Origin of the sequence: Actinosynnema sp. NPDC050801 (assembly GCF_040673975.1) — a bacterium.
Lineage (GTDB): Bacteria > Actinomycetota > Actinomycetes > Mycobacteriales > Pseudonocardiaceae > Actinosynnema.
This window is the reverse complement of record NZ_JBFAQZ010000001.1, coordinates 618,741-640,245: the sequence shown is the minus strand read 5'-3', so window position 1 is coordinate 640,245 and position 21,505 is coordinate 618,741. Positions and strand designations below refer to the sequence as shown.

The following is a 21,505-nucleotide window of genomic DNA, read 5'->3' as shown; positions in this document are numbered from 1 at the left end:
CGGCTCGACAGCGAGGGATGGCGCCGCGGGCTTACCCGAGGCCGCCGCGACCTCGACGAGTTCAGCCGTGACGCCAACGGCCGGTTGCGTGACCTCAATGGGCGGTTCGTCGCCGCTGGCGCGGCATCGGGCAAGGGGTTCGCCGCCGGGCTCGGCGACCTCGGCGGGTTCGCCGACCGGGTGACCTCGGCGGGCGACCGGGCGGGCGCGTCGTTCCTGCGCCTGGCGCTGTCGCTGACCAACGTCACGACCGCCGCGTCGACCGTGCAAGGCGTCGTGCCGATCGTCGCCGCGATGGGCGGCGCCCTGGCGCTGCTGCCCGCGATCGGCGCCGCCGTGGCGGTCGGCATGGTCGCCGCCAAGGTCGGCATGGCCGGGTTCGGCGACGCGCTCGCCGCGATCGACGACCCGGCGAAGTTCGCCGAGAGCCTCGAAAAGCTCTCCCCTGCGGCACGCGAGACCGCGCTCGCCGTGCGCGACCTGGCGCCCGCGTGGAAGGACGTCCAGCAGGCCACGCAAGACGCGCTGTTCGCCGGGGTCGCCGACGAGGTGCGCGAGCTGGGCGGCGCGTACCTGCCCGTGCTGAAAACCGGGCTGTCCGGCATCACGACGGAGTTCAACGGCGCCGCACGCGGTACCGCCGGGTTCCTGTCGCAGTCGCAGCAGGTGCAGACCGTCAGCGGCATTTTCGAGCAGGTCCGGGCGTCGATCGGCGCGACCACCTCGGCGGTTCCGGCGCTGGTGTCGATCCTGCTCGACCTGGTCGCCGTCGGCTCGGAGTTCCTGCCGAACCTGTCCGGTGGGTTCGGCGACGCCGCACAACGCGCGGCCGAATTCGTACGCGCGGCACGCGAGAGCGGGCAACTACGCGAGTGGATCTCGTCGGGGCTGTCGACGCTGGGCGACCTGGGCAAGGTGCTCGGCAACCTGTTCGCCATCGCGCGCAGCGTGTTCGGTGCGCTCGACACCGGCGGCGCCTCGCTGCTCGACACGCTGCTGCGGGTCACCGGAGGTGTGCGCGAGTTCCTCGATTCGTTCGAGGGGCAGCAGGCCCTAGCCGCGCTCGGCGAGCTGCTCGGCACCGTGTCGTCGGTCGTGACCTCGGTCCTGCTGGTCGCGCTGCGCCAACTCGCGCCCCTGGTCGTCACCCTGGCGCCCGCTTTTGCCCAACTGGCAACACAAGTCGGGTCCACTTTGGTCACTGCGCTGACCCTCGCCGGGCCGCTTCTTTTGGGGCTAGCCGATTTCCTGGCGCGCAACATCGGTTGGCTAGGGCCGCTGGGTATCGGGCTCTACGCCGCTGCGCAGGCGTTCGGCGTGGTGTCGACGGCCGTGCGCGTGCTGAACGTGATCAGTGCCTTGAACCCGTGGGTGTTGATCATCGCGGCCACGATTGCGCTGGTCACGCTGATCGTCACCAACTGGGACACCATCGTTGCGACGGTCGGCGCTGCCTGGCAGTGGCTCGTCGAGGCCGGGCGCGCGGCGTGGGGCTGGATCGTCGACGCGGTCCGGACAGCGGCCGAGTTCCTCGTCGACCTGTTCCTCAACTGGTCGCTGCCCGGCTTGATCATCAAGCATTGGGATTCGATCGTCGCCGGAGTGCGAACGGCCGTGCAGTGGGTGCTCGACGCCGTCGGGTGGCTCTCGCAGCTTCCGGGGCGCGTTGGAGCCTGGTTTGTGCAGGTCAAGGATGCCGTGGTGGCCCGCTGGTCCGAGGCCGTCGACTGGGTGCGAGGTGTGCCGGGGCGCATCCTCGATGCGCTCGGCGACCTCGGTCGGCTGCTCTACGACACCGGCGCGAACATCGTCCGAGGCTTGATCAACGGCTTTTCGTCGATGGCCGGCGCCATCCGTGACAAGCTGCTCGGCCTGGTCAAGAGCGCGTGGGACTCCGTGCTGTCGTTCCTGGGCATCCGCTCGCCGTCGAGGCTCGCCGCCGAAGCGGGCCGCTACGTCGGCGAGGGGCTCGTCGTCGGGCTCGGTCGCATGTCCGGCGCCGTCGACCGGGCGTTCCTCGACATGGCCGCGCTGCCACCCATCCCGAAGGTGGTCATTCCCGCGCCGCGACTGCTCGCACCGTCCGGAGGCGACGGGGCGGCGAGCCTCGCGCCGTTCGGCCCGACCCGCGCCGGCGGGCCGGTCGTGCACGTGACCAACCACTACCCGCAGGCCGAGCCGACCTCGACGACGGTCAACCGGTCGTTGCAGTACGCCGGGGCTCTGGGGGTGATCTAGTGGCGACCTACGCCGTCGACGGCGTGCCGCTCGACCACCCCGCCGGGTGCTGGAAGCTGCTCGCCGCGACTCAGGTCCGGCCGCTGCCGGGCGCGCGTGCCGCGTCGGTGGCCGTGCCCGGTCGGCCGGGCGAGCTGCCGCTCGTCGGCGCAGACGTCGAGGCGACCACCGTCGGGCTCACGCTCGGGATCACCGGCGTGAGCCCCGACGGGGTCGACCAGGGCGCCGCCGGGCTCGACGCCAACCTCGCCGCGCTCTACGGGTTGTTCGGGGTGCGGCACCGGTTGCTCGACGTCCGGTACTCCCCGGCGCCGGGCGCGGCCGAGGTTGCCGCCGAGGCCACTGTCACCGCGGCTTCCGAACCGCAGGTGTGGATCGGCGCCGCCCGCGCCCGCCTGGCCGTGGTGCTGCGCATCCCCGGCGCCTACTGGCGCGATCCGGCGCCGTCGACCTGGTCGACGACCACCCTCGGCGCACCCGTGCGCGTGAACATCCTCGACGGGTCCAGTGCGCCTGTGCTCGACGCCGTGCTGCGCATCACCGGACCCGTGACCGGGCTGCGGATCACCGACACCGTCACCGGCGGGTGGGTGTCCCATCCGGGCACGTTGCCCGCCGGGCGGGCGCTGCGCATCCACTGCGGCCGGATGGACGCGCACGAGGCCGCGTCGATCGCGTGGGACGGCACCAGCGCCAACGCAACCGGCCGCATCACCACCGGCGGACTCGGCTCCGGGTTCCGGTTCCTGGCGCTCACCCCTCGGGCGGTGACATCGGCCCACGACCGTGGGGTGCAGGTGCTCGTCGAGGGCACCGACACCACCGACGCGACGCTCGTCGAGCTGCGGGCAAGGAGGGCGTACCTGTGAGTTTCGACGTGCGGCTCGTCGCCCACGCCCCGAACGGCGACCGGCTCGGCATCCTGCCGACACCGCTGTCGGTCGAGGTCGGCGTGCCGCTCGACGATGTCGCGTCACTGCGGCTGTCCTACGCCTTGGGCGCTCTCGGCGCCGAGCTGCTCGCCGCACCGGTCGAGGTCGCCGTCGAGACCTACGACCCCGACAGCGGGCAGTGGGCCGAGGTCGACGGCGGGCGGTTCCTGCGCATCAAGCGCTCGGGCAACCTCACCGACCCCACCGGCGCCCGCGCGTTCGAGCTGCCCTCCTACTCGTGGTTGCTGCGCAAGGCCCGGTTGTGGCCCTCGGCGCACGACAACGCCGAGGGCAAGCGCCCGTTCCTATCGGCGACCGCCGGAACGATCCTGGCGACCCTGCTCGTCGAGGCACGCGGGCGCGGCGCCCTGCCGGGGTTGTCGATCGACTTCGGGCCGAGCGTCGATAGCGCGGGGCAGCCGTGGGCGAAGGTGCTCACGATCTTCTACGAGCCCGGTATCGACGTGCTCGCCGTGCTCGACAACCTTGCCGAGCAGGGCGTCGTCGACTGGACCATGCGCGGGCGCACGCTGCGGGTGTTCAATGCCGACGGCGCGCTCGCCCGCGATCTCGCCACAGGCGACAGTCCGGTCGACCTGCGCCTCGGCCGCGACGTGGTCGACGCGCCGGACACCGCCACGTTGGAAGACGTCGCCTCGGCGGTCTACGTCAAGGGCGAAGGACCGGCGCGGCTGGAACTGGTCAACCCCGACGCACCGGCGCCGTGGGGACGCTGGGAATCGTTCATCACCCAAGGCGGGGTGCGTGACGAGGGAACCATGCGGCTGTTGGCCGAGGCCGAACTCGACCGCACCGGCCGTGAGCGGGTGCAGGTCACCCGCGCGCTCGCGTTCACCGCTGCGAAGTGGTTGCCCTTCCTGCACTACCGGCCCGGCGACTACGTGCGCGCCCCCGGCGACGGCGGGGGCCTGGTGCCGCTGCGCGTCCGGCAGATCACCCTCACCCGCGACCAGGCGGGCACGCTCGGCGGCAACCTGGTCTTGAACGACCGGTTCCTCGAACGTGAGATCAGGCTCGCCAAGCGAACCGCCGGCATCGTCGGAGGGTCTACCGCCGACGGTGGTTCGGGTGCCCGCCCGGCACCAGACGGACCCGACCCGCGCTCGCCCGCCGCGCCGCAGGGGTTGATCGTCGCCACCGCGGCCTATCTGGACTCCGACGGCGCCGCACGCGGGCAGGTCACCGCCACGTGGGGCACGGTCGACAAGGCCACCGACGGCACCGCCATCGAGGTCAGTCGCTACGAGCTGTACCAGCGACCCAACGTCGTGGGGCTGCCGTGGTCGAAGCTCACCGAGACCACCCACCCGGACAACTCCGCGAGCAACTCGCCCTACGATGTCGGTACCGAATGGGCGTTCAAGGTCCGCGCGATCTCCCGCGCCGGGGTACTCGGCTCGTGGTCGGCGCCCTACGCGGTCACGATCGCCGCCGACGCCGACGCGCCCCCGACCCCGTCGACGCCGAACCTGTCGACCCGGCTCGGCACGATCCACGTCACGTGGGACGGGCGCGGCTCGGCGGGCGAGACCATGCCGAGCGACTTCTCGCACGTCGACGTGTGGATGCAGGCCACCGGGGCGACGCTGTGGTCGGAGACCTGGCCCGACGCCGCCCGGCTCGACCCGAACGTGTGGTCGGTGTTGCAGTCGGCCGTCAGTGGGTCGAGCGGCGCCCCTGCCTACACCGTGACCGGTGGGCGGTTGACCATCACCGGCGGTTCCGACCTGCTCGCCACCCGCGACACCGGCGCCAGCGACTACACCGTCACCGCGCGCAACCTGTCACCCGGAACGCAGTACCGCGCCGGTGTCTACGCCCGATACCTCCCCGGACTGTCGTCGACGTGGCCCTACAGCGAGCGCGCCGTGTACGTGCTCGCCCGCCGCAGTACCGGCGACCTCGGGCTCTACGTCGACGCCGCGACCAGCAAGCGCAACACGCCGATCCCGCTGCCCGCCGGGCGGACCGTCGACGGGCTCACCCTCGGCCTGTCCGTCCTCGGCCGCAGGGTGCAGGTGCTCGTCGACGACGCGGTCGTGCACACCGACACGCTCACCGAATCCGAGCACGCCGAACTCGTCGGCACCGCCGCCGGGGTCTACCTCGAATGGCCGTCCGCCACGGTCGGGCAGCTCACCGTCGACCCACCCGCAGCGGGCGCGGCGAGCCGGGTCGGACAGTTGGAAGGCGCCGGAACCCTCGTGGTCACCGATCAGCCGTACAACCAGGGCAGGCGGTTCCACTTCACCGCAGCCGACCGCAGCGGCAACACCTCGGCCGAATCGACCTCGGCCACGATCAGCACCCGCCCGCTCGTGCCGCCCGACCTGGTCGGACGCCCGATCTACGGCGACAAGATCGTCGCGAACTCGATCACGGCCGATCAGCTCGCGGTCGGCTCGGTCACCGCCTCGGCGATCCGGGCGAACGCCATCACCGCCGACAAACTCTCGGCGACCGCGATCGACGGCAAGACCATCACCGGCGCCACGATCCGCACGTCGGCGACCGACCCGCGCGTGCAATTCGACTCATCCGGGCTGCGCGCGTGGAACAGCGCCGGAACACGCACGGTCGACGTCTCGTCGAGCACCGGCACGGCCACGATCACCGGCACGTTCCAGACCGGCACCAGCGGGCGCCGGGTGGTGATCGACCCGAACATCGCCGTCGGACGCCCCGGAATCCTGTTCCACACCGGCAGCACCACCTACCCAAACCCACCGTCGATCTTCACCGACGACGACGGCGGACAGGTCGGCGCGCTGTGGCTCTCCAGCGCCGAGCGGGTGCTCAACAGCTCCGGCCGCGCCGAGATCCTGCTCTACCCCGGCGGCGCGTGGAAGATCGGCAAAGCGTTCGGCGACGTCAACACCTCGGTATCACTCAACGCGCCCGGTGACGGCAAGTTGTTCATCGACGGCATCCTGCCGCGAGGCATGTCGAACACCCGGATGCTCGGGTTCGGCATCACCCACATCAACCCCGGCGCCTACTCCGTGCGAATCGACCACGGCGCGACGGTGACCCTCGGCGCCCCTGTGCCGCACTGCACCCTCGTGACCGGCGCACCACAAGACGGCGTCACGTGGGCCGTCACCCGCTGGGACAACCGGGGATTCCAATTCAACTGGTCACGCGGCGCAGAGATCGACATTCACTGGCTGATCATCAGGAGCGCGTGACGTGGAAATCAGGATCATCGGCGCCGAGACCACCGACGAGCAGGGCCTCGGCCCCTGCTACCGGATCGTGCAGCGCTCACCGCAGGGCATCGAGCTTTACATCCTGCCGCGCTCGGCGGTCGCAGCCGACATGGAGATGTACGGCGTTGACGACCCGCTGCACGTGCTCGACTGGCGCCTGCACGGCTACCGCGGCGCCCGAGCTCCCGAACCCGAGGCGTCGCTGCGCCTGGTCGCCGAGGCACAGCAGGTGCAAGCCATCGCCGAGTACGGGCGGACACGGCTCACCGCCGAGGACACGCACAGCCTCGCCGACGACGTCGACCAGGTCGACGACCAAGCCCAGCGGCTCAAGGCCGAGGCGAGACGCCTACGCGACGCCGAGGTCACCGCGATCAAGACCGGTGTTCGCGTCGCCGACGACGACGGGCTCGCCGCGCTGCGCGCCCTGGTGCTCGCCGACGTCGACGACATCACCGCCGACCGGCAGCGCTATCGGCAGCAGCTCGCCGAATCCATGACCACCTGACCGACCACGCGCCGGCCGCTCGCCGGGTTCCGCGCCCCCGACACGCGACGCGCCCGCAGTTTTCAACGAATGAGAGGACCGCATGAGCACGCCCGAAAACCCTGACACCGGCGACGTCGTCGACCCGTCCGCGACCGACACGACGCGACCGGAGATCACCGATCCCACACACCCCGACTACGTCGAGCAGTTCCCAGACGCGACGCCGAGCAACCCGGAAGGCTGACCCGTGAGCATCTACACCGGATACGAGCCCGCGCGTTCCTGCACCGGCTCGGCGACGCCCGGCGCCCGCGCGCTCATGTCCTGGTTCCTCGGCGCCTACAGCGCGCAGGGCGGCCGGAACCTCGGGATCTACAACTGCGCCGTGATCCCCGGCAGCACTTCGACCAGCCTGCACGGCGAGGGACGCGCGACCGACCTCGGCGTGCCCGTCGGCGCCGGCTGGGCGCAGGTGCTCGCCGACCGGCTCGTCGCGCTCTCCGCCGAGTTGGGCGTGCAGTGCGTGATCTACGACCGCCGCATCTGGTCGGGCAGCTACCCCCACGCTGGGTGGCGCCCGTACAACGGCAGCCACCCGCACACCGACCACCTGCACGTAGAACTCTCGTGGAACTCGGCCCGGACGCTCACCGCCGAGCGGCTGCAGCAGGTGCTCGGCGGCAACGGCGGCGGGCAGCCCGCCCCGACGCCGACGCCGAATCCCGGCGGGCGCCCGACCATCCGCCGCGGTTCCACCGGCGACGCCGTGCGCGAGGTTCAGCGCATCCTCAACGCCTGGTACCCCGGATTGGCCCGGCTCGCCGTCGACGGCGATTTCGGCCCGGCCACCGAGGACCGCGTCAAGTACATGCAGCGCCGCGCCGGCCTGACCGTCGACGGCGTGGTCGGCCCGAACACGTGGCGCCGACTGCTCGGCGGGTGACCACCGTGCGCACCCTCACCGCCGGGCTCGCCCTGGCGCTCGTCGCGCTCGCCGCGCTCGCCGCCCGCGCGTGGGTCCAGCTCGGCCGCATCGAGGCCGAGCTGCGCGCCGCCGACCGCGAACTCGCCAACCGCGATTAACCCAATCGAACGAGTGTTCGAGTTATCCCCAAGCTTGTCCCCAACTGTGGAGGAACCTGTGTCCGATCGTCTCGTCGCCTGGCTGCGCACCGTGGTTCCGGTCGCGTGGTCGGCTCTCGTCGCCTGGCTGATCAGCCTCGGCGCACCCGCCTACCTCACCGACGCGCTCGACGGCGCGGCCGAGCTGCTCGTTGTGCCGATCGTGGTCGGCGTGGTCTACCCGCTGGCACGTTCCGCCGAGACGCACCTGCCCGCTTGGCTGACGCGCGTGCTGCTCGGCTCGGCGAAGTCACCGACCTACTCCGACACCCGACTGCCGTTGGACGGCTGAACCCATATCCGCACAGCGCCCCCGCACCCTGGCCGGGTGCGGGGGCGCTGTTGCGTTGTAGGAGGTTCAGGCGGGCGCGAGGTGCGCTCGGGACTCGTCGCCCTGGTGTTCGACCTCGATCACGATGCCGACGAGATCGGGCTGCCTCGCGGCCGGGCGTGCGAGCGACCACACCGTAATCTCGTCCGGCTTGCGCGGGTGGGGAACCGCGCGCACCACGCGCCATCCCTGCCGCCGGTAGTAGCGCACCAGCCCGAGGTTTCCCCCCTCGCTGTCGCTGAGTACGCCGCGACGCACCCACTGCCGACCTTGGCGGGCGGCGCGGTCGAGTGCCCAGAACGCAACGACCATCCCGAGGCCAGCGCCCGCCCGCGACGGGTGCGTAACCGTGGATTGCAGGAAGATCGCCGACTCGGCGCGTTCCTGCTCGGTCCACCCGAGCACCGGTGTCTCGTCGGTCGTGGTGATGCCGAGCAGAACACCGTCGTCGACGAGCGCCCACACCGGCCAGTCGGGTTCGGCGACCTGGTCGGCGAGGTGCTCGGCCGAACTCACCCACCCCCGCCACCGGCCGAGCCCTTGATCGCGCATCCACTCCGCACGGCAGCGCACCAGCTCGGCGACACCGTCGCGGTCTCTCGCCTCGGCCGGTCGAATCACGTACACAGGACGCCCTCCCGTTGGCTGGTACCGGTCGTCATCGCTCGTAGCGCGAGTTCGAGCGAGAGCACGGGGAAGACCTTCATGTCGATCGGTTCGCCTTGCTTCCACTGCTCCACCGCTGCGCGCAGCGCGTCCCCGTCGACGAACCCATGATCGACCGTGATCGCCTCGGCCAACAGCTCTGCGAGCAACGGCATACCGTACTCGCGCAGCCCCGCGCCCATGACATGCCGGAAGTTCTCCCGAAGGTGTGGATACCTGGCGTCGTGGGAGAACCCAATCCGGCGGAACCGCTCGCGACAGATGTGCTTGTCGACCCGCCACGACACCGGGAGCTGTTCGGCGAACCGGATCAACCGTGGTGAGCACAGCGGCGATACCGGCCAGATACCCGCGTCGAGGAACTGCGGCGAGCGCACCGCGAACCCGAGCAGCGTCGCCTCGTTGATCACCGTCGGCGGCGCGAGGTCGTCGTCAACGGCGTCGAGCTGGTCGACCGTGCGGCGGCCCAGCCACGCGGGCAACCGCTCGTGATCGGAGAACCGTCCGCGCACCTTGCCCACCGACGCCCACTCCTCACCGCGCAGGCTGAGCAGTTCGTCGCCCCCGTCTCCGGTGAACACCGTCCGCACCCCCTGCCGTCGAGCTGCGGCGAGAATGGCGCCGACCGCCTCGTGAAAAGGCTCGGCATCGGGCTCGACGAACACCCTGCGGGCTCGTGCACCGTCGGGGTTGAGTGGCGCGAGCGGTAGCGCGTCGACGGTTAGGTCGGGAAACCCGAGGTAGCGCAGCATCTCGGCGCGACGGCGTAGCTGCTGCCCGCCTGCCTCACCTCCGATCGCGAGGGCGTAGGCGAGCACCTCACCGCGATGTTCCTCGGCGAGGGTGACCGCCACCGACGCCGAGTCCATTCCACCGGACAACTCGACCGCCGTCGCCCTCGGGTCAAACGGACGCACGTACACCGCATCGGAGAGAACCTGTCGGTAGACGTCGACGACGTCGACACCCTCACGCACCTCACGGGGCGAGGCGTGCTCGGCGGGCGCCGGGTAGTGCATCGCGAGACCGTCGTGGCCGTAGGTGGCGTGCGCCCGCTCGGTCAGCATGTAGACCCCCTTAAACAGGGTCTCTCGTGCGTAGCGAGTGCGCTCGGTCAGCAGGCGGGCGACCGAGCGCTCGTCGAGTGCGTCGAGGCTGAGCTGTTGCCGAAGGTCGGGCAGGGACCACGACCCGCGCAGCCGTCCCCCGGCATCGGTCAGGTAGAGCGGTGCCGTGCCCCACGTACCGGACGTGATGCGGAACCCGTCCGCAGGCGTGCACTCGACGAGCACGAAGTCGAGCGGCCATGCCTTAATCTCGTCGAGCAGTCGCCGATAGGTCGGTGTGTCCGTGGTGGTGAACATCTGCGCCTGGCCGAATCCTGCGATCTCGCGAGCGCGCTCGCGCACGACGAGGAAAGTCGAAACGCCGTCTGTGACCGCTGCGTGTTCGAGCATCGGGTGCCCGTAGGGGCGTAGTGTGCTCAAACCGTCCGACCAGCGCTCACCGTTCCAGCGCCAGTCAATACCAGGGCGCATTCGTAAACAGAGTTCGAGCATGACAACTCCAGACAGGCACCGGGGGGCGAGCTAAACGCCCGCCCCCCGGAATGAGTCGGTCAGATTTCGTCGTACTTGGTACGGGTGTCGGACGAACCAGCCACCTTGTGGTACTCCGTCGCCTGCACCGAGATCGACGCCGGGCCTTCGAACACGTCGTCGAAGTTCTCGACAGCCTGAATGATCACGCCATTCTCCTTCCTGCACCCCGATGGGGTGCACCATTTCTCTTGCGCCCCAAGTGCCCTTAGGGCCGATCAGGACGACACACCGGAAATACCCGGTTGTCGATGAAGCCGGTCAAGCCGCCATCGGTTCAACCACCCCGCGCCGTCCTTCCGCGCGCTCGCTCTCCACCCGCAGCGCACGGGCGAGCGCCTCGCGTTGGACCTCGTTATGCTGCACGTACGGCCGCACGAGGAGTAACGGCTGGTCGTCTGCGACGAACACCTCGACCGGTCGAGGTGAGTGGAGGGTCGACGCTCGGAGCGCGCTCCGCTTGCGTGTGGCACCCTCCGTTTGATCGGTAGACGAAGCAGCCTTCTCATGCCTGGCGGTGTCGACCGTAAAAGCAGCACCCGCCGGATTGCCGTGCTGCCCCTTGGAAGGACGCAGGTAGTACCAAGCGAGAAATGCAAGAACCACAGCAGGGATACCTGCAATGATCAAAATAAGCACAAAGAGAGTCACCGGAACCTCACGAGAGGGAGAGACGAAGCAGGGAGGCAAGCGCGCAAATAAGGTCGGATCAGCGCTCGACGGAGAAACCGCCATCCACGTCAGGCGGATTCAAGGCGAGCAATTCGTCAATAGCTTCGGCCAGCGTGACACCGTCCGCACTGCTCCAGACGCGGTTCGCTTCGGCGAACAGATCGTTATTCGGGCCGTCGGCCCGTGCTCGGCGGACGACGAAGTCCTCTTCTCCGCGAACGTGCACAACGTCCGTGAACCGCACACCCCAGGGTCGGATGTAAAGCAGGGTGAAGGGAACTTCGTCGCCGTTCTTCTTGTAGGGCGGCCCTTGGATAACCTCGAACCGCGCCCTGATCAGAGCCCGCAGCGCGGCATCGGAGCCGTTCACCGGGCACCACCCTCGACCCCTGCGCGGTTGACGTCTACCTCACCGCTCGTGCCCGCACTGCGCGCAGGCCGCAATAACTCGTCGACCACGTCGGCGAACGGAGCGACCGCCGCAGGATGTGCGAGCGTGGACTCGAACGGCCTTGACCAGTCGCGCAACAGCGGCAGCCGAGCACCAAGTGCGTAGTCGTCGCTGTAGGCGCACACCACCGCCATGTGTCCTTGTCGCTGCTGCACGAACAGCAGTCCGGAGTCGAACCCGTTCCCGTCGAAGTTCGGCGCCACGAGGAAGCCTGCCGCTCGCAGGCGTGCGATAACCGGATGCTCGTTCATCGAGCACCCCGTGCTCGGCGTTCGATGACCTGCGAGCACTCCCACGACTCGAACAGGTTCAGGGCGAGGCGGCCGAGCACCACCAGCCCCGTCACGATCGCGGCCACGACTTCCATCGGTGACGTCTGCACTGAGACCTCCTGTCTACCTCCGGCGCGCTGGAGAGCGGGACCGGCGACCGGTCGGGGGCACGACCACCGGCCCCGCTCGTCTCACTGTCCCTAACCACCCGCGCACACACAAGCAATCTGAGCAATTCTTGCGCACACTTACGCCGATCGGCGTACATCTAGCTACCGACAGCTACCAAGTTGGCTGCGGTGTGACGTGCGGCAACGCGTCGTGTGCGAAAGTTGCTCCTAGGGTTGCTTGAACCACGCAACGTAGGAGGACAGATGAAGCTGACGTTCCTTGGCACGACCAGCAACAGCGGCTCGTGCCCCAACCTCTACGCGACCGACCGCGGTACGTACGTGGTGCAGGGCTCGAAGATCACCGACCCCGAGGCATTGGCGGCCCTCCACGAGCGCGGCTTGCCTGACCACGAGACTGCTGTCGAGATTCCCGCTGCGTTGTTGAGCTTCGCCCCCAAGGGCGCGTGATGCCGGATCTGGTTCGAGGAGAGGGGTTCGCCGACCTGTTCCGGAGGTTCTCCCGTTCGGCATGGCGATGGGAAGCTCAGGGCACCTACCGGCAGCCCGACGAGGCAGAGCCGTGGCAGCGGTGGCGGGAAGGCGTTCCGGCAACAGACGATCTTGAGTGGTTGAGTCCGTGGCTCGAAGACGTTCGTACCGCCACCCGCGCCGGCAGGAGGTTCGAGCGGGTGCGAGTGCTCACCGACCCCTTGACCGAGTACCTGCGTTGGCAGATGGAGGTAACACCGGCGAACATCGCGGCCGGCGAGGTCATCCGTGTACTCCCGGAGGCCGATGCGCGAGCGCTCGATCTGCCGGGTTATGACTTCTGGCTGTTCGATGACGAACGGGTCGCCGTGCTGCACTTCACCGCGAACGATCTGGACGGAGCCGAGATCATCACCGATCCCGCTACGGTGGCGCGACACCGGTCGTGGCGTGACGTCGCGTGGCGACACGCGGTCGCGTTCGAGGACTACGCACAGCCATAGCCATCAAGAGGAGCCCGTGAGCAGCACGCCAGACAAGCGCCGTCTTGAGTTCGCCGACGAGCTTCGACGCCTCCGTGTTGAGGCCGGTCTGTCCGGCAAGGAGCTTGCGGGCAAGGTGGGCTGGCACGCGTCCAAGGTGTCGAAGATCGAGAACGGCAAGCAGGACCCGACCGACTCCGACGTGTCGCAGTGGCTCACCGCCGTTGAAGCGTCGGAGTCGGTCGTGGCGCGTATGCGGGATGATCTACGAGGAATCCGAATCGCGTCCAACTCGTGGAAGCGACAGCTCCGAACCGGCCACAGTGGCCGACAGCAGTACAGCAGCAAGATTGAGAGCGCCGCTTCCATCATCCGCGTGTTCGAACTGATCGTCGTTCCCGGTCTCGTACAAACTGCGGAGTACGCTCGTCATGTGTTCATTCGTGCAGCGGAGTTCCAAGAAACGCCGCCCGACACGGACGATGCCGTTCGCATCCGCCTTGAGCGCCAGCACGCGCTGTACGATAGCGCGAAGCACATCGAGCTGTTGATGTGCGAATCTGCCTTGAGGTTCTTCGTGTGCCCGGCAGAGGTCATGCTTGCACAGATCGACCGTCTGCTAGCACTGCTCGGCCTCCCGACGGTCAGGTTCGGAATCATTCCACTGGACACGCAGATGCCAGCCGTACCGACAAACGGTTTCTGGATCGTCGGGAATACGGTTCTTATTGAGACAGTGGATACCGAGATCAATACGGATTCCCCTACGGACCTGGCGACTTACCACAAGCTCGCCGACATGTTGTGGACTGTAGCGGCCGAAGGCGACGAAGCGCGCCGCGTGCTGATGAACTGTTCGACCGCTATCGCGCATACACACAATCTGAACAGTGGCAGCAATTAGGGGCGAATCAGGGACATGGAACAAGTACGGTGGCGGAAGTCACGCCGCAGCGTAGGCAACCCCGAGCAGTGTGTCGAACTTGCCCAACTCAGGAACGCCGTAGGGGTTCGAGACAGCAAGAATCCCAAAACAGAACTACACTTCTCCCCTTCCAGCTTCGGCGCGTTCCTACGGAGCTTCGAACGCGCCGAATAGAGAAACACAACGGCTCGGAGCAGAGGGCGCCCGGCGACGGGCGCCCTCTGCTCCGCCCCTGGACGATCAGTCAGCCGGCGGTGCCGGTGGATCGGCCTCCGCGTCGACGAGCTTGTGCACTGAGGAGAGCAAGCCGAGCCATGTGGGCCTTGCGGGCGCTCTCCGCTCGCCTCGTGCGCTCGGCGGGCGGCAGCACCCCCTCGGGGTCGACCTGCCGCAGGAAACGATCTGAGGCCGCCTTTCGAGCGGCTTCCGTCCGGGCCGTTCGATCTGCCGTATTTGCCCATGAGGCATGGGCGGCGAGCTTGGCCCGCAAGGTGCGCTGCGCCGGTGTCAAGCTCTCATCCATGCCACCAGCACAGCGCACCCTCGTCACCGCGTTGGCGGCTTAGATGCGGTCGCCGAGCGCCATCGTTCGGTGCGCCTCACGCGCTCGTTCGTCGGCTGCACTGGCGCCGTAGCGGCGCAACATCTGTTCCGACTTCCACCCCATGATCCTCATAAGGTCGGTTTCATTGCCGCCGCGTGCCTGCCAGTTGTGCGCGAACGTGTGGCGCAGACGGTGAGCGAACATGTTTTCGATGCCCGCCTGCTGACCTCGGCGCTTGATCATCTGCTTGACCCCGTCCGGAGTCAACGGCCCGCGAAGGCCGAGCCACAGCTCGGGCCGGTGGGCGAACTTGTGCTTTCGCCGCACCTTCAGGTAGCGGGTAAGGGCCGTCCCTGTCTTCGGGCCGAACGGGATCGTTCGCAAGCGACGTCCCTTGCCCATGACGCGGATCATGTCGGCATCAAGGTCGATGTCGTCGACGAGCAGCACCACCTCGGACAGCCGTGCCGCCGTGTCATCGAACAGACGGATGATCGCCGCGTCGCGGACCGACTCGAAATCCTTGCCGGAACAGACTTTGATCAATCCGCTAACGCCGTCGTCGCTCACGATCGGCACCGGCTGCTCGGGAACGTGCGGCGGCTTCGTCCGGTCCATCGGCGAGCGGTCGATCTCTTCCTCGACCTCGACAAGCCACTTGAAGAACGTCCGCAACGCCCGGTAGTTGGTGTGCGCGTTCGCCGCCGACGTCTTGTCGATCAGTTGCGCCATGAATTCGTTGATGTGGTCCGGCGTGATGTCGTCAGCTTCGAGCGGCTCGGCCTGCGCGAGCGCCCAGTCGCCGAGCTGCCGCACGGCGTACACGTAGATGCGTGCGGTGTTGTCTGACTTGTTCTGAGCCTTCAGGGCGCGGTACCAACCACGCGCGTGCAGACCCCAGTCACCACCGGGGTAGATGATCGTCTTTGCCACGCTCGAACCCTCCAAGCGGAGTGTCACCGAGCGCTGTGCAAGGATACGTCTTGATCAACTTCCCCCCTGGCCCAGCCGTAGGGGCTGGTCAGGGGGTCTGTGGAGCCGGTGAGGGGACTTGAACCCCTAACCTTTCGCTTACAAGGCGAGTGCTCTGCCAATTGAGCTACACCGGCGTGGCCAGGAGGCCGGGAACATCGTAAGCGCCCGCACGGGGTGCTACCTGCGGCGAACGGTCTGCTCACGGTGGGCCCTCGTTGGTCCGTCCGGACGTCCCGGTACCGTCCGGGTGGTCCTGGGCACCCACAAAACCCCTGGCCAGCGGTATCAACAGTATTGAACCCACAGTGATCAAGTCACCCGGTCCAGGTACCCCGTCCAGGGGTGGCGCATGACACAGCCTCGAATCCGACACGGTCGGCGTGGCGGCCGGGCGAGTCAGGGAGGTGACGCCGGGTGCGGCTGTGGCGCCGGCGGTTCGAGCACGTCGAGCGGGCCCGACCGGTCGAAGGACCGTCCCTCCCGGACGACTCGACCGTCCACCTGGTACTCGACCTGGCCCTGCGCGTCGGCGAGGCGCAGATGGCCGGCGGGGCGGGCGCGGCCGACGTGACGGCCACCATCCTGGCGGTCACGAACGCCTACGGGCTGCCCCACACCGAGGTCGACGTGATCTACACGTCGATCACCGTCTCCTGCCACCGCGGCACGGAGGCCGCGCCCGTCACGTCCATGCGCGTGGTGCGCGGCCGCAGCGTCGACTACACCCGGCTCGCCGCCGTGGAGGACCTGATCCGGCGGATCACCACCGACGCCACCACCGCCGCGGAGGCCTCCGCCGAGATCGACCGGATCAGCCGCGCCGACCACCCGTACCCCCGCTGGGTCGCCACGCTGGCGTGGGCGGGCATGGCGGGCGCGGTGGCGTTGCTCGTCGGCGGCGGACCGCTGCTGGCCGCGATGGCGGCCGTCGTCACGGCGACCGTCGACCGGGTCGGGCGCGTGCTCAACCGGCGCGGGCTGCCGTTCTTCTTCCAGCAGGTCGTCGGCGGGGCGCTGGCCACGTCGGTGGCGGTGGCGATGTACGCGACGGACCTGCTGCCGAGCGTGCGGCCGTCGTTGTTGATCGCCACCGGGATCGTGGTGCTGCTGTCCGGCCTGTCGCTGGTCGGCACCGTGCAGGACGCCATCACCGGCTACAACGTCACCGCGGCCGGCCGCACGGTGGAGGTCGCGCTGCTCACCGCGGGCCTCATCGCGGGCATCGCGCTGACCCTGCGCGCGGGCGTGCAGCTCGGCGTGCGGACCAACATCGCCGACCCGCTGCCGCCGCTGATCTCCGACGTGCCGGTGCAGTTCGCGGCGGGCGCGGCCACCTCCGCGTTCTTCGCCCTGGCCAGCTACGCCCCGCCGCGGGCGCTCCCGATGGCCGCCGCCGCGGGCGCGGTCGGCACGGCGACCTACGGCCTGCTCGCGCTGACCGGCACGAACGCCATCGCCAGTGCCGCCGTCGCGGCCACCGCGGTCGGGTTCGGCGGCACGATCGTGTCCCGCCGGCTGCGCATGCCGCCCCTGCTGGTGGCGGTGGCCGGCATGGTGCCGCTGCTGCCCGGCTGGACCATCTACCGGGGCCTCTACCAGCTGACCGCGGAGGGCGACGCGGCCGGTTTGTCGACCCTCGTGCTGGCCGCCGGCACCGCGCTCGCACTCGCGAGCGGCGTCGTCCTGGGTGAACATCTGGGTCGCCCCGTCCGCACCGGCCTGGGCCGGTTGGCCGCCCGTTCCCGGCGCTGACCGCCTGAACACCGGCTTTCCACGTGAGATCGCCCACCTGAGGAGCTTTCGTCAAGTCAACACAGTGTGACGGGGCCGACGACAGGGCATCCAACCTGCGCGTTCCCACTAACCTCGACGGTGGGCGAGACGAATCCCTTAGGAGGCGCTACCCGGTGAGCAGCATTGGCGAGAACGGCGCGGATTTCCTGGTCGTGGCCAACCGCCTGCCGGTTGACCTGGAGCGCCTGCCCGACGGCACGCAGCGCTGGAAGCACAGCCCCGGCGGCCTGGTGACCGCGCTGGAGCCGTTCCTGCGCACGCACAGCGGCGCGTGGGTCGGCTGGCCCGGCATCGCGGACGCCGAGGTCGAGGCGTTCGAGGAGGACGGCCTTCAGCTGCACCCGGTGGCGTTGAGCGCCGCCGAGGTGGCCGACTACTACGAGGGCTTCTCCAACGGCACGCTCTGGCCGCTCTACCACGACGTGGTCGCGCCGCCCGCGTTCCACCGGCGCTGGTGGAACGCCTACGTGCGGGTCAACCAGCGCTTCGCCGACGTGACCGCGAAGGTCGCCGCCCAGGGCGCCACCGTGTGGGTGCAGGACTACCAGTTGCAACTGGTGCCCGCCATGCTCCGCGAGCTGCGACCGGACCTGCGCATCGGCTTCTTCCTGCACATCCCGTTCCCGCCGGTCGAGCTGTTCATGCAGCTGCCGTGGCGCACGGAGATCATCCGCGGGCTGCTCGGCGCCGACCTGGTCGGCTTCCACCGGCCCGGCGGCGCGCAGAACTTCCTCTGGCTGGCCCGCCGCCTGGTGGGTCTGGAACCGAGCCGCGGCGCGGTCGGCGTGCGCACGAGGCCCGGTGTCGTCCAGGTCGGGGACCGCACCGTGCGGGTCGGGGCATTTCCAATCTCTATCGACTCGGCGGGGCTCGACGCGCTCGCGCGCGACAAAGAAGTCCAAAAACACGCGCGGCAAATCCGCGAAGACCTCGGGAATCCGAAGAAGATCCTGCTCGGTGTGGACCGCCTCGACTACACCAAGGGCATCGACGTGCGCCTGCGCGCGCTGCACGAACTGCTCGCCGACGGCCGCGTGGACCCGAGCGAGGTCACCATGGTGCAGCTCGCCACGCCCAGCCGCGAACGCGTCGAGCACTACAAGCAGATGCGGGGCGAGATCGAGCAGGCCGTCGGCCGGATCAACGGCGAGTTCTCCACCGTCGGCCACCCCGTGGTCCACTACCTGCACCAATCGGTCAACCGGCGGGAGTTGACCGCGTTCATGACCGCCGCGGACGTCATGGTGGTGACTCCGGTGCGTGACGGGATGAACCTGGTGTGCAAGGAGTACGTCGCCACGCGCTACGACCTCGGCGGCGCGCTGGTGCTCTCCGAGTTCGCCGGGGCGGCGGCCGAACTCACGAGCGCCTTCCTGGTCAACCCCCACGACCTGGACGGCGTGAAGAACGCCCTGGATGCCGCCCTCACGCTGGATCCGGCCGAAGGCCGCCGTAGGATGCGCGCGCTGCGCCGCCAAGTCCTCACGCACGACGTCGACCGATGGGCTCGATCGTTTCTTGATGCCTTGGGCACGCAGTCCACGATCTGAATCAGTTCAGACCGAACTATCACCCACCTGTCCCACCGAGCATTGAGGAGGGGCGTTGACCGCCGAGGCCCTCCCCGCCGAACTCCGTCGTGCGATCGTGCAGTTGGCACGCACACCGCGCCTGCTGGTCGCCTGCGACTACGACGGGACATTGGCTCCGATCGTGGCCAACCCAGAGGACGCCCGCCCGCTGCCCGAGTCGGTGGGCGCGCTGCGCTCCCTGGCCGGTCTGCACGAGACGACGACGGCGGTGATCTCCGGGCGCGCCCTGCGCGACCTGGCGACGCTGTCGCGCCTGCCGTCCGAGGTGCACCTGGTGGGTTCCCACGGATCCGAGTTCGACGTCGGTTTCGTGCACGCGCTGGACGCTGATGCGAAACAACTGCACCGCCGCCTGGAAATCCGATTGGAGGAGATCGTCGCCGGCCACGAGGGTGTCGGCCTCGAGGTCAAGCCCGCGAGCATCGCGGTGCACGTGCGCCGTGCCGACCCCGCCGTGGGGGAGCGGGTTCTGGACGACGTCCGCACCGGTCCGGCCACCTGGGACGGCGTGCAGGTCACCGAGGGCAAGGCCGTGATCGAGCTGGCCGTGGTGCAGACGGACAAGGGCCACGCCCTGGACGTCCTGCGGCACCGCGCGTCGGCTACCGCGGCCGTGTTCGTCGGTGACGACGTGACCGACGAGAAGGCGTTCGCCCGGCTCAGCGGGCCGGACGTCGGCATCAAGGTCGGCGACGGCGAGTCGCTGGCCCAGTACTTCGTCGACGACACCCTCGACGTGGCCACCGTGCTGGCGTTCCTGCTGGAGGAGCGGCGGGCGTGGCTGCACGGCGACCAGGCCGTGCCGATCGAGCGGCTCACCATGCTCGCCAACGAGCGGTCGGTCGCGCTGCTGACCCCCGACGCCAGGCTGAACTGGCTGTGCCACCCGGAGCCGGACTCGGCGGCGGTGTTCGCCGACCTGCTCGGCGGACCGGCCGCCGGCCACTTCTCGATCAAGCCGGAGCACGGCTCGCTGCCGCTGGGCCAGCGGTACGTGCCGGGCACGATGATCGTGGAGACCCGCTGGTCGCGGCTGCTGGTCACCGACTACCTCGACCACGACCTGGCCTCGCACCGCACCGACCTGGTGCGGCGGGTCTCCGGCTCGACCAACGCGGTGATCACGTTCGCGCCGCGGCCGGAGTTCGGCCAGGTGCCGGTGCGGCTGCTGCGCGAGCGCGACGGCCTGCGGATCGTGGGCACCTCGGACCCGATGGTGCTGCGCTCACCCGGCGTCGACTGGCAGATCACCTCCGACGGCATCCAGGAGACCGCGACGGCCGTCGTGCGCCCCCGGGAGGGCGCGCCGATCCTGCTGGAGCTGCGCTGCGGCACGGACGACCTGTCCGAGGCCACCCTGGGCGAGCCGGAGCGGCGCGCGCGGGCCGGCGCGTTCTGGTCGGACTGGGCGGCGACGCTGAAGCTGCCGCCGGTCGAGTCGGACCTGGTGCTGCGGTCGGCGTTGACGTTGAAGGGCCTGGTGCACCACGACACCGGCGCGATCATGGCCGCCGCCACCACCTCGCTGCCCGAGGAGCTGGGCGGCATCCGGAACTGGGACTACCGGTACTGCTGGCTGCGCGACGCGGCGCTGACCGCCCAGGCCCTGGTGTCGGTCGGGTCGTTCGGCGAGGCGGAGGCGTTCCTGGGCTGGGTGCACGGGGTCCTGTCGACCCTGCCCGGCCCCGAGCGCCTGCACCCGCTGTACACGTTGCAGGGCACCATGCTGGGCGCCGAGGCCGTCATCGACACGCTCCCCGGTTACGCCGGGTCGCGGCCGGTGCGCGTGGGCAACCTGGCCAACCAGCAGGTGCAGCTGGACGTGTTCGGGCCCGTGGTGGACCTGGTCGTGCAGCTGGCCGCCGCGCGCGGCTCGCTGACCGACCAGGACTGGCTGATGGTGCAGGCGATGGCCGAGGCGGTCGCCCGCCGCTGGCACGAGCCCGACCACGGCATCTGGGAGGAGCGGCACGCGCCGCGCCACCACGTGTACTCGAAGGTCATGTGCTGGGTGACCCTCGACCGGGCGGTGACGCTGGCCGAGACCTACGGGCGGGAGGTCGACCCGTCGTGGCCGGTGCTGCGCGACACCATCTCCAACGACGTGCTCAAGCACGGGTGGAGCGAGGACGCGCAGTCGTTCACCACCGCGTACGACGGTGACGACCTGGACGCGGCGTCGCTGCACGTCGGGCTGTCGGGTCTGATCGACCCGACCGACGACCGGTTCCAGGCCACCGTGACCGCGGTCGAGGCCGAGCTGCGGTCCGGTTCCACGGTGTACCGGTACCGGCGTGACGACGGCCTGCCCGGCGACGAGGGCGGCTTCCACCTGTGCGCGGCGTGGATGATCGAGGCCTACCTGCTCACCGGGCGGCGCACCGAGGCCGAGGAGCTGTTCGCGCAGATGGTGGACGCGGCCGGGCCGACGGGTCTGCTGCCCGAGGAGTACGACCCGATCGCGGAGCGTTCCCTGGGCAACCACCCGCAGGCCTACAGCCACCTGGGGCTGATCCGCTGCGCGCAGTTGCTGGCGGCGACGAAGTAAGTGCTTTCCGCGGACGGCGCCCGGTCACGACCGGGCGCCGT

General features: G+C 69.4%; 23 protein-coding genes and 1 tRNA gene. 15 read left to right on the top strand and 9 right to left on the bottom strand.

Annotation, left to right across the window (positions count from 1 at the left end; translation table 11 throughout):
• Nucleotides 1–276: 276 nt before the first annotated feature.
• The 8 genes from AB0K14_RS03190 to AB0K14_RS03155 all read left to right on the top strand — a co-directional run bounded on the left by AB0K14_RS03190 (nt 277) and on the right by AB0K14_RS03155 (nt 8,304).
• Nucleotides 277–2,238, top strand: coding sequence for a hypothetical protein (locus AB0K14_RS03190; protein WP_360454124.1), 1,962 nt, complete (start codon nt 277–279; stop codon nt 2,236–2,238).
• Nucleotides 2,238–3,107 (top strand): hypothetical protein, encoded by an 870-nt coding sequence (locus AB0K14_RS03185; protein WP_360454127.1) that lies wholly within the window; start codon nt 2,238–2,240, stop codon nt 3,105–3,107. Before AB0K14_RS03190 ends, AB0K14_RS03185 begins: the two co-directional genes overlap by 1 nt.
• A complete protein-coding gene (locus AB0K14_RS03180; protein WP_360454130.1) occupies nt 3,104–6,379 on the top strand; it encodes a hypothetical protein in 3,276 nt (1,091 codons plus the stop codon). Before AB0K14_RS03185 ends, AB0K14_RS03180 begins: the two co-directional genes overlap by 4 nt.
• A gap of 1 nt (nt 6,380) precedes the next feature.
• Nucleotides 6,381–6,908: a hypothetical protein gene (locus tag AB0K14_RS03175; RefSeq protein ID WP_360454132.1), complete on the top strand. Its 528-nt coding sequence runs from the start codon at nt 6,381–6,383 to the stop codon at nt 6,906–6,908.
• 82 nt (nt 6,909–6,990) lie between these two features.
• Nucleotides 6,991–7,134 carry a hypothetical protein gene (locus tag AB0K14_RS03170; protein ID WP_360454135.1) on the top strand — a complete coding sequence of 48 codons (144 nt, stop codon included), beginning with the start codon at nt 6,991–6,993 and terminating at the stop codon, nt 7,132–7,134.
• A gap of 3 nt (nt 7,135–7,137) precedes the next feature.
• On the top strand, nt 7,138–7,833 hold the full coding sequence (locus AB0K14_RS03165) for a peptidoglycan-binding domain-containing protein (protein ID WP_360454137.1): 696 nt from the start codon (nt 7,138–7,140) through the stop codon (nt 7,831–7,833).
• Nucleotides 7,830–7,973: a hypothetical protein gene (locus AB0K14_RS03160; protein WP_360454140.1), complete on the top strand. Its 144-nt coding sequence runs from the start codon at nt 7,830–7,832 to the stop codon at nt 7,971–7,973. Before AB0K14_RS03165 ends, AB0K14_RS03160 begins: the two co-directional genes overlap by 4 nt.
• A gap of 58 nt (nt 7,974–8,031) precedes the next feature.
• Nucleotides 8,032–8,304: a hypothetical protein gene (locus AB0K14_RS03155; protein ID WP_360454143.1), complete on the top strand. Its 273-nt coding sequence runs from the start codon at nt 8,032–8,034 to the stop codon at nt 8,302–8,304.
• A 66-nt stretch (nt 8,305–8,370) separates the two neighbouring features.
• Here AB0K14_RS03155 and AB0K14_RS03150 read toward each other — a convergent pair whose 3' ends face one another.
• The 7 genes from AB0K14_RS03150 to AB0K14_RS03120 all read right to left on the bottom strand — a co-directional run bounded on the left by AB0K14_RS03150 (nt 8,371) and on the right by AB0K14_RS03120 (nt 12,112).
• The gene (locus AB0K14_RS03150) at nt 8,371–8,859 is read right to left on the bottom strand and encodes a hypothetical protein (RefSeq protein WP_360454145.1); all 489 of its coding nucleotides are present in this window, start codon (nt 8,857–8,859) and stop codon (nt 8,371–8,373) included.
• Nucleotides 8,860–8,960: 101 nt separating this feature from the next.
• The gene (locus AB0K14_RS03145; protein WP_360454148.1) at nt 8,961–10,568 is read right to left on the bottom strand and encodes an asparagine synthase C-terminal domain-containing protein; all 1,608 of its coding nucleotides are present in this window, start codon (nt 10,566–10,568) and stop codon (nt 8,961–8,963) included.
• A 59-nt stretch (nt 10,569–10,627) separates the two neighbouring features.
• The gene (locus AB0K14_RS03140; RefSeq protein WP_360454151.1) at nt 10,628–10,756 is read right to left on the bottom strand and encodes a hypothetical protein; all 129 of its coding nucleotides are present in this window, start codon (nt 10,754–10,756) and stop codon (nt 10,628–10,630) included.
• A 112-nt stretch (nt 10,757–10,868) separates the two neighbouring features.
• Nucleotides 10,869–11,258, bottom strand: coding sequence for a hypothetical protein (locus AB0K14_RS03135; protein WP_360454154.1), 390 nt, complete (start codon nt 11,256–11,258; stop codon nt 10,869–10,871).
• 58 nt (nt 11,259–11,316) lie between these two features.
• Entirely contained in the window at nt 11,317–11,649 is a 333-nt protein-coding gene (locus AB0K14_RS03130; RefSeq protein ID WP_360454157.1) for a hypothetical protein, read from the bottom strand.
• Nucleotides 11,646–11,981 carry a hypothetical protein gene (locus tag AB0K14_RS03125; RefSeq protein ID WP_360454160.1) on the bottom strand — a complete coding sequence of 112 codons (336 nt, stop codon included), beginning with the start codon at nt 11,979–11,981 and terminating at the stop codon, nt 11,646–11,648. Before AB0K14_RS03125 ends, AB0K14_RS03130 begins: the two co-directional genes overlap by 4 nt.
• Nucleotides 11,978–12,112, bottom strand: a complete 135-nt coding sequence (locus AB0K14_RS03120; RefSeq protein WP_360454163.1) for a hypothetical protein — start codon at nt 12,110–12,112, stop codon at nt 11,978–11,980. Before AB0K14_RS03120 ends, AB0K14_RS03125 begins: the two co-directional genes overlap by 4 nt.
• 264 nt (nt 12,113–12,376) lie before the next feature.
• Between AB0K14_RS03120 and AB0K14_RS03115 the strand changes: the two genes are divergently transcribed.
• Genes AB0K14_RS03115 through AB0K14_RS03100 form a run of 4 tightly spaced genes read left to right on the top strand, consistent with a single transcriptional unit; the run spans nt 12,377 to nt 14,185 of the window.
• Nucleotides 12,377–12,583: a hypothetical protein gene (locus AB0K14_RS03115; protein WP_360454166.1), complete on the top strand. Its 207-nt coding sequence runs from the start codon at nt 12,377–12,379 to the stop codon at nt 12,581–12,583.
• The gene (locus tag AB0K14_RS03110; protein WP_360454169.1) at nt 12,583–13,107 is read left to right on the top strand and encodes a DUF6879 family protein; all 525 of its coding nucleotides are present in this window, start codon (nt 12,583–12,585) and stop codon (nt 13,105–13,107) included. The genes AB0K14_RS03115 and AB0K14_RS03110 overlap by 1 nt, the downstream gene beginning before the upstream one ends.
• Before the next feature lie 16 nt (nt 13,108–13,123).
• Complete coding sequence (locus AB0K14_RS03105; RefSeq protein ID WP_360454172.1) at nt 13,124–13,990, top strand: helix-turn-helix transcriptional regulator; 867 nt, start codon at nt 13,124–13,126, stop codon at nt 13,988–13,990.
• A gap of 15 nt (nt 13,991–14,005) precedes the next feature.
• Nucleotides 14,006–14,185 (top strand): DUF397 domain-containing protein, encoded by a 180-nt coding sequence (locus tag AB0K14_RS03100; RefSeq protein ID WP_360454175.1) that lies wholly within the window; start codon nt 14,006–14,008, stop codon nt 14,183–14,185.
• A gap of 388 nt (nt 14,186–14,573) precedes the next feature.
• Here the strand turns inward: AB0K14_RS03100 and AB0K14_RS03095 are convergent, their stop codons facing one another.
• Complete coding sequence (locus AB0K14_RS03095) at nt 14,574–15,488, bottom strand: tyrosine-type recombinase/integrase (protein ID WP_360454178.1); 915 nt, start codon at nt 15,486–15,488, stop codon at nt 14,574–14,576.
• Nucleotides 15,489–15,588: 100 nt separating this feature from the next.
• Nucleotides 15,589–15,664, bottom strand: a tRNA-Thr gene (locus AB0K14_RS03090).
• 280 nt (nt 15,665–15,944) lie between these two features.
• On the opposite strand from AB0K14_RS03090, the gene AB0K14_RS03085 reads away from it, so the two are divergent.
• From AB0K14_RS03085 to otsB, 3 genes are all read left to right on the top strand, one after another.
• On the top strand, nt 15,945–17,282 hold the full coding sequence (locus tag AB0K14_RS03085) for a threonine/serine exporter family protein (protein WP_360454181.1): 1,338 nt from the start codon (nt 15,945–15,947) through the stop codon (nt 17,280–17,282).
• A gap of 155 nt (nt 17,283–17,437) precedes the next feature.
• Nucleotides 17,438–18,874, top strand: coding sequence for a trehalose-6-phosphate synthase (locus tag AB0K14_RS03080; protein ID WP_360454184.1), 1,437 nt, complete (start codon nt 17,438–17,440; stop codon nt 18,872–18,874).
• A 55-nt stretch (nt 18,875–18,929) separates the two neighbouring features.
• Nucleotides 18,930–21,464, top strand: coding sequence for a trehalose-phosphatase (gene otsB, locus AB0K14_RS03075; RefSeq protein ID WP_360454187.1), 2,535 nt, complete (start codon nt 18,930–18,932; stop codon nt 21,462–21,464).
• The last annotated feature ends 41 nt before the right edge of the window (nt 21,465–21,505 follow it).

What these genes read in the sequence shown, in the direction of transcription:
- AB0K14_RS03110 (WP_360454169.1), top strand. Translation starts at nt 12,583, where the DNA reads ATGCCGGATCTGGTTCGAGGAGAGGGGTTCGCCGACCTGTTCCGGAGG.
- AB0K14_RS03100 (WP_360454175.1), top strand. Translation starts at nt 14,006, where the DNA reads ATGGAACAAGTACGGTGGCGGAAGTCACGCCGCAGCGTAGGCAACCCC.
- AB0K14_RS03115 (WP_360454166.1), top strand. Translation starts at nt 12,377, where the DNA reads ATGAAGCTGACGTTCCTTGGCACGACCAGCAACAGCGGCTCGTGCCCC.
- AB0K14_RS03125 (WP_360454160.1), bottom strand. Translation starts at nt 11,981, where the DNA reads ATGAACGAGCATCCGGTTATCGCACGCCTGCGAGCGGCAGGCTTCCTC.
- AB0K14_RS03170 (WP_360454135.1), top strand. Translation starts at nt 6,991, where the DNA reads ATGAGCACGCCCGAAAACCCTGACACCGGCGACGTCGTCGACCCGTCC.
- AB0K14_RS03145 (WP_360454148.1), bottom strand. Translation starts at nt 10,568, where the DNA reads ATGCTCGAACTCTGTTTACGAATGCGCCCTGGTATTGACTGGCGCTGG.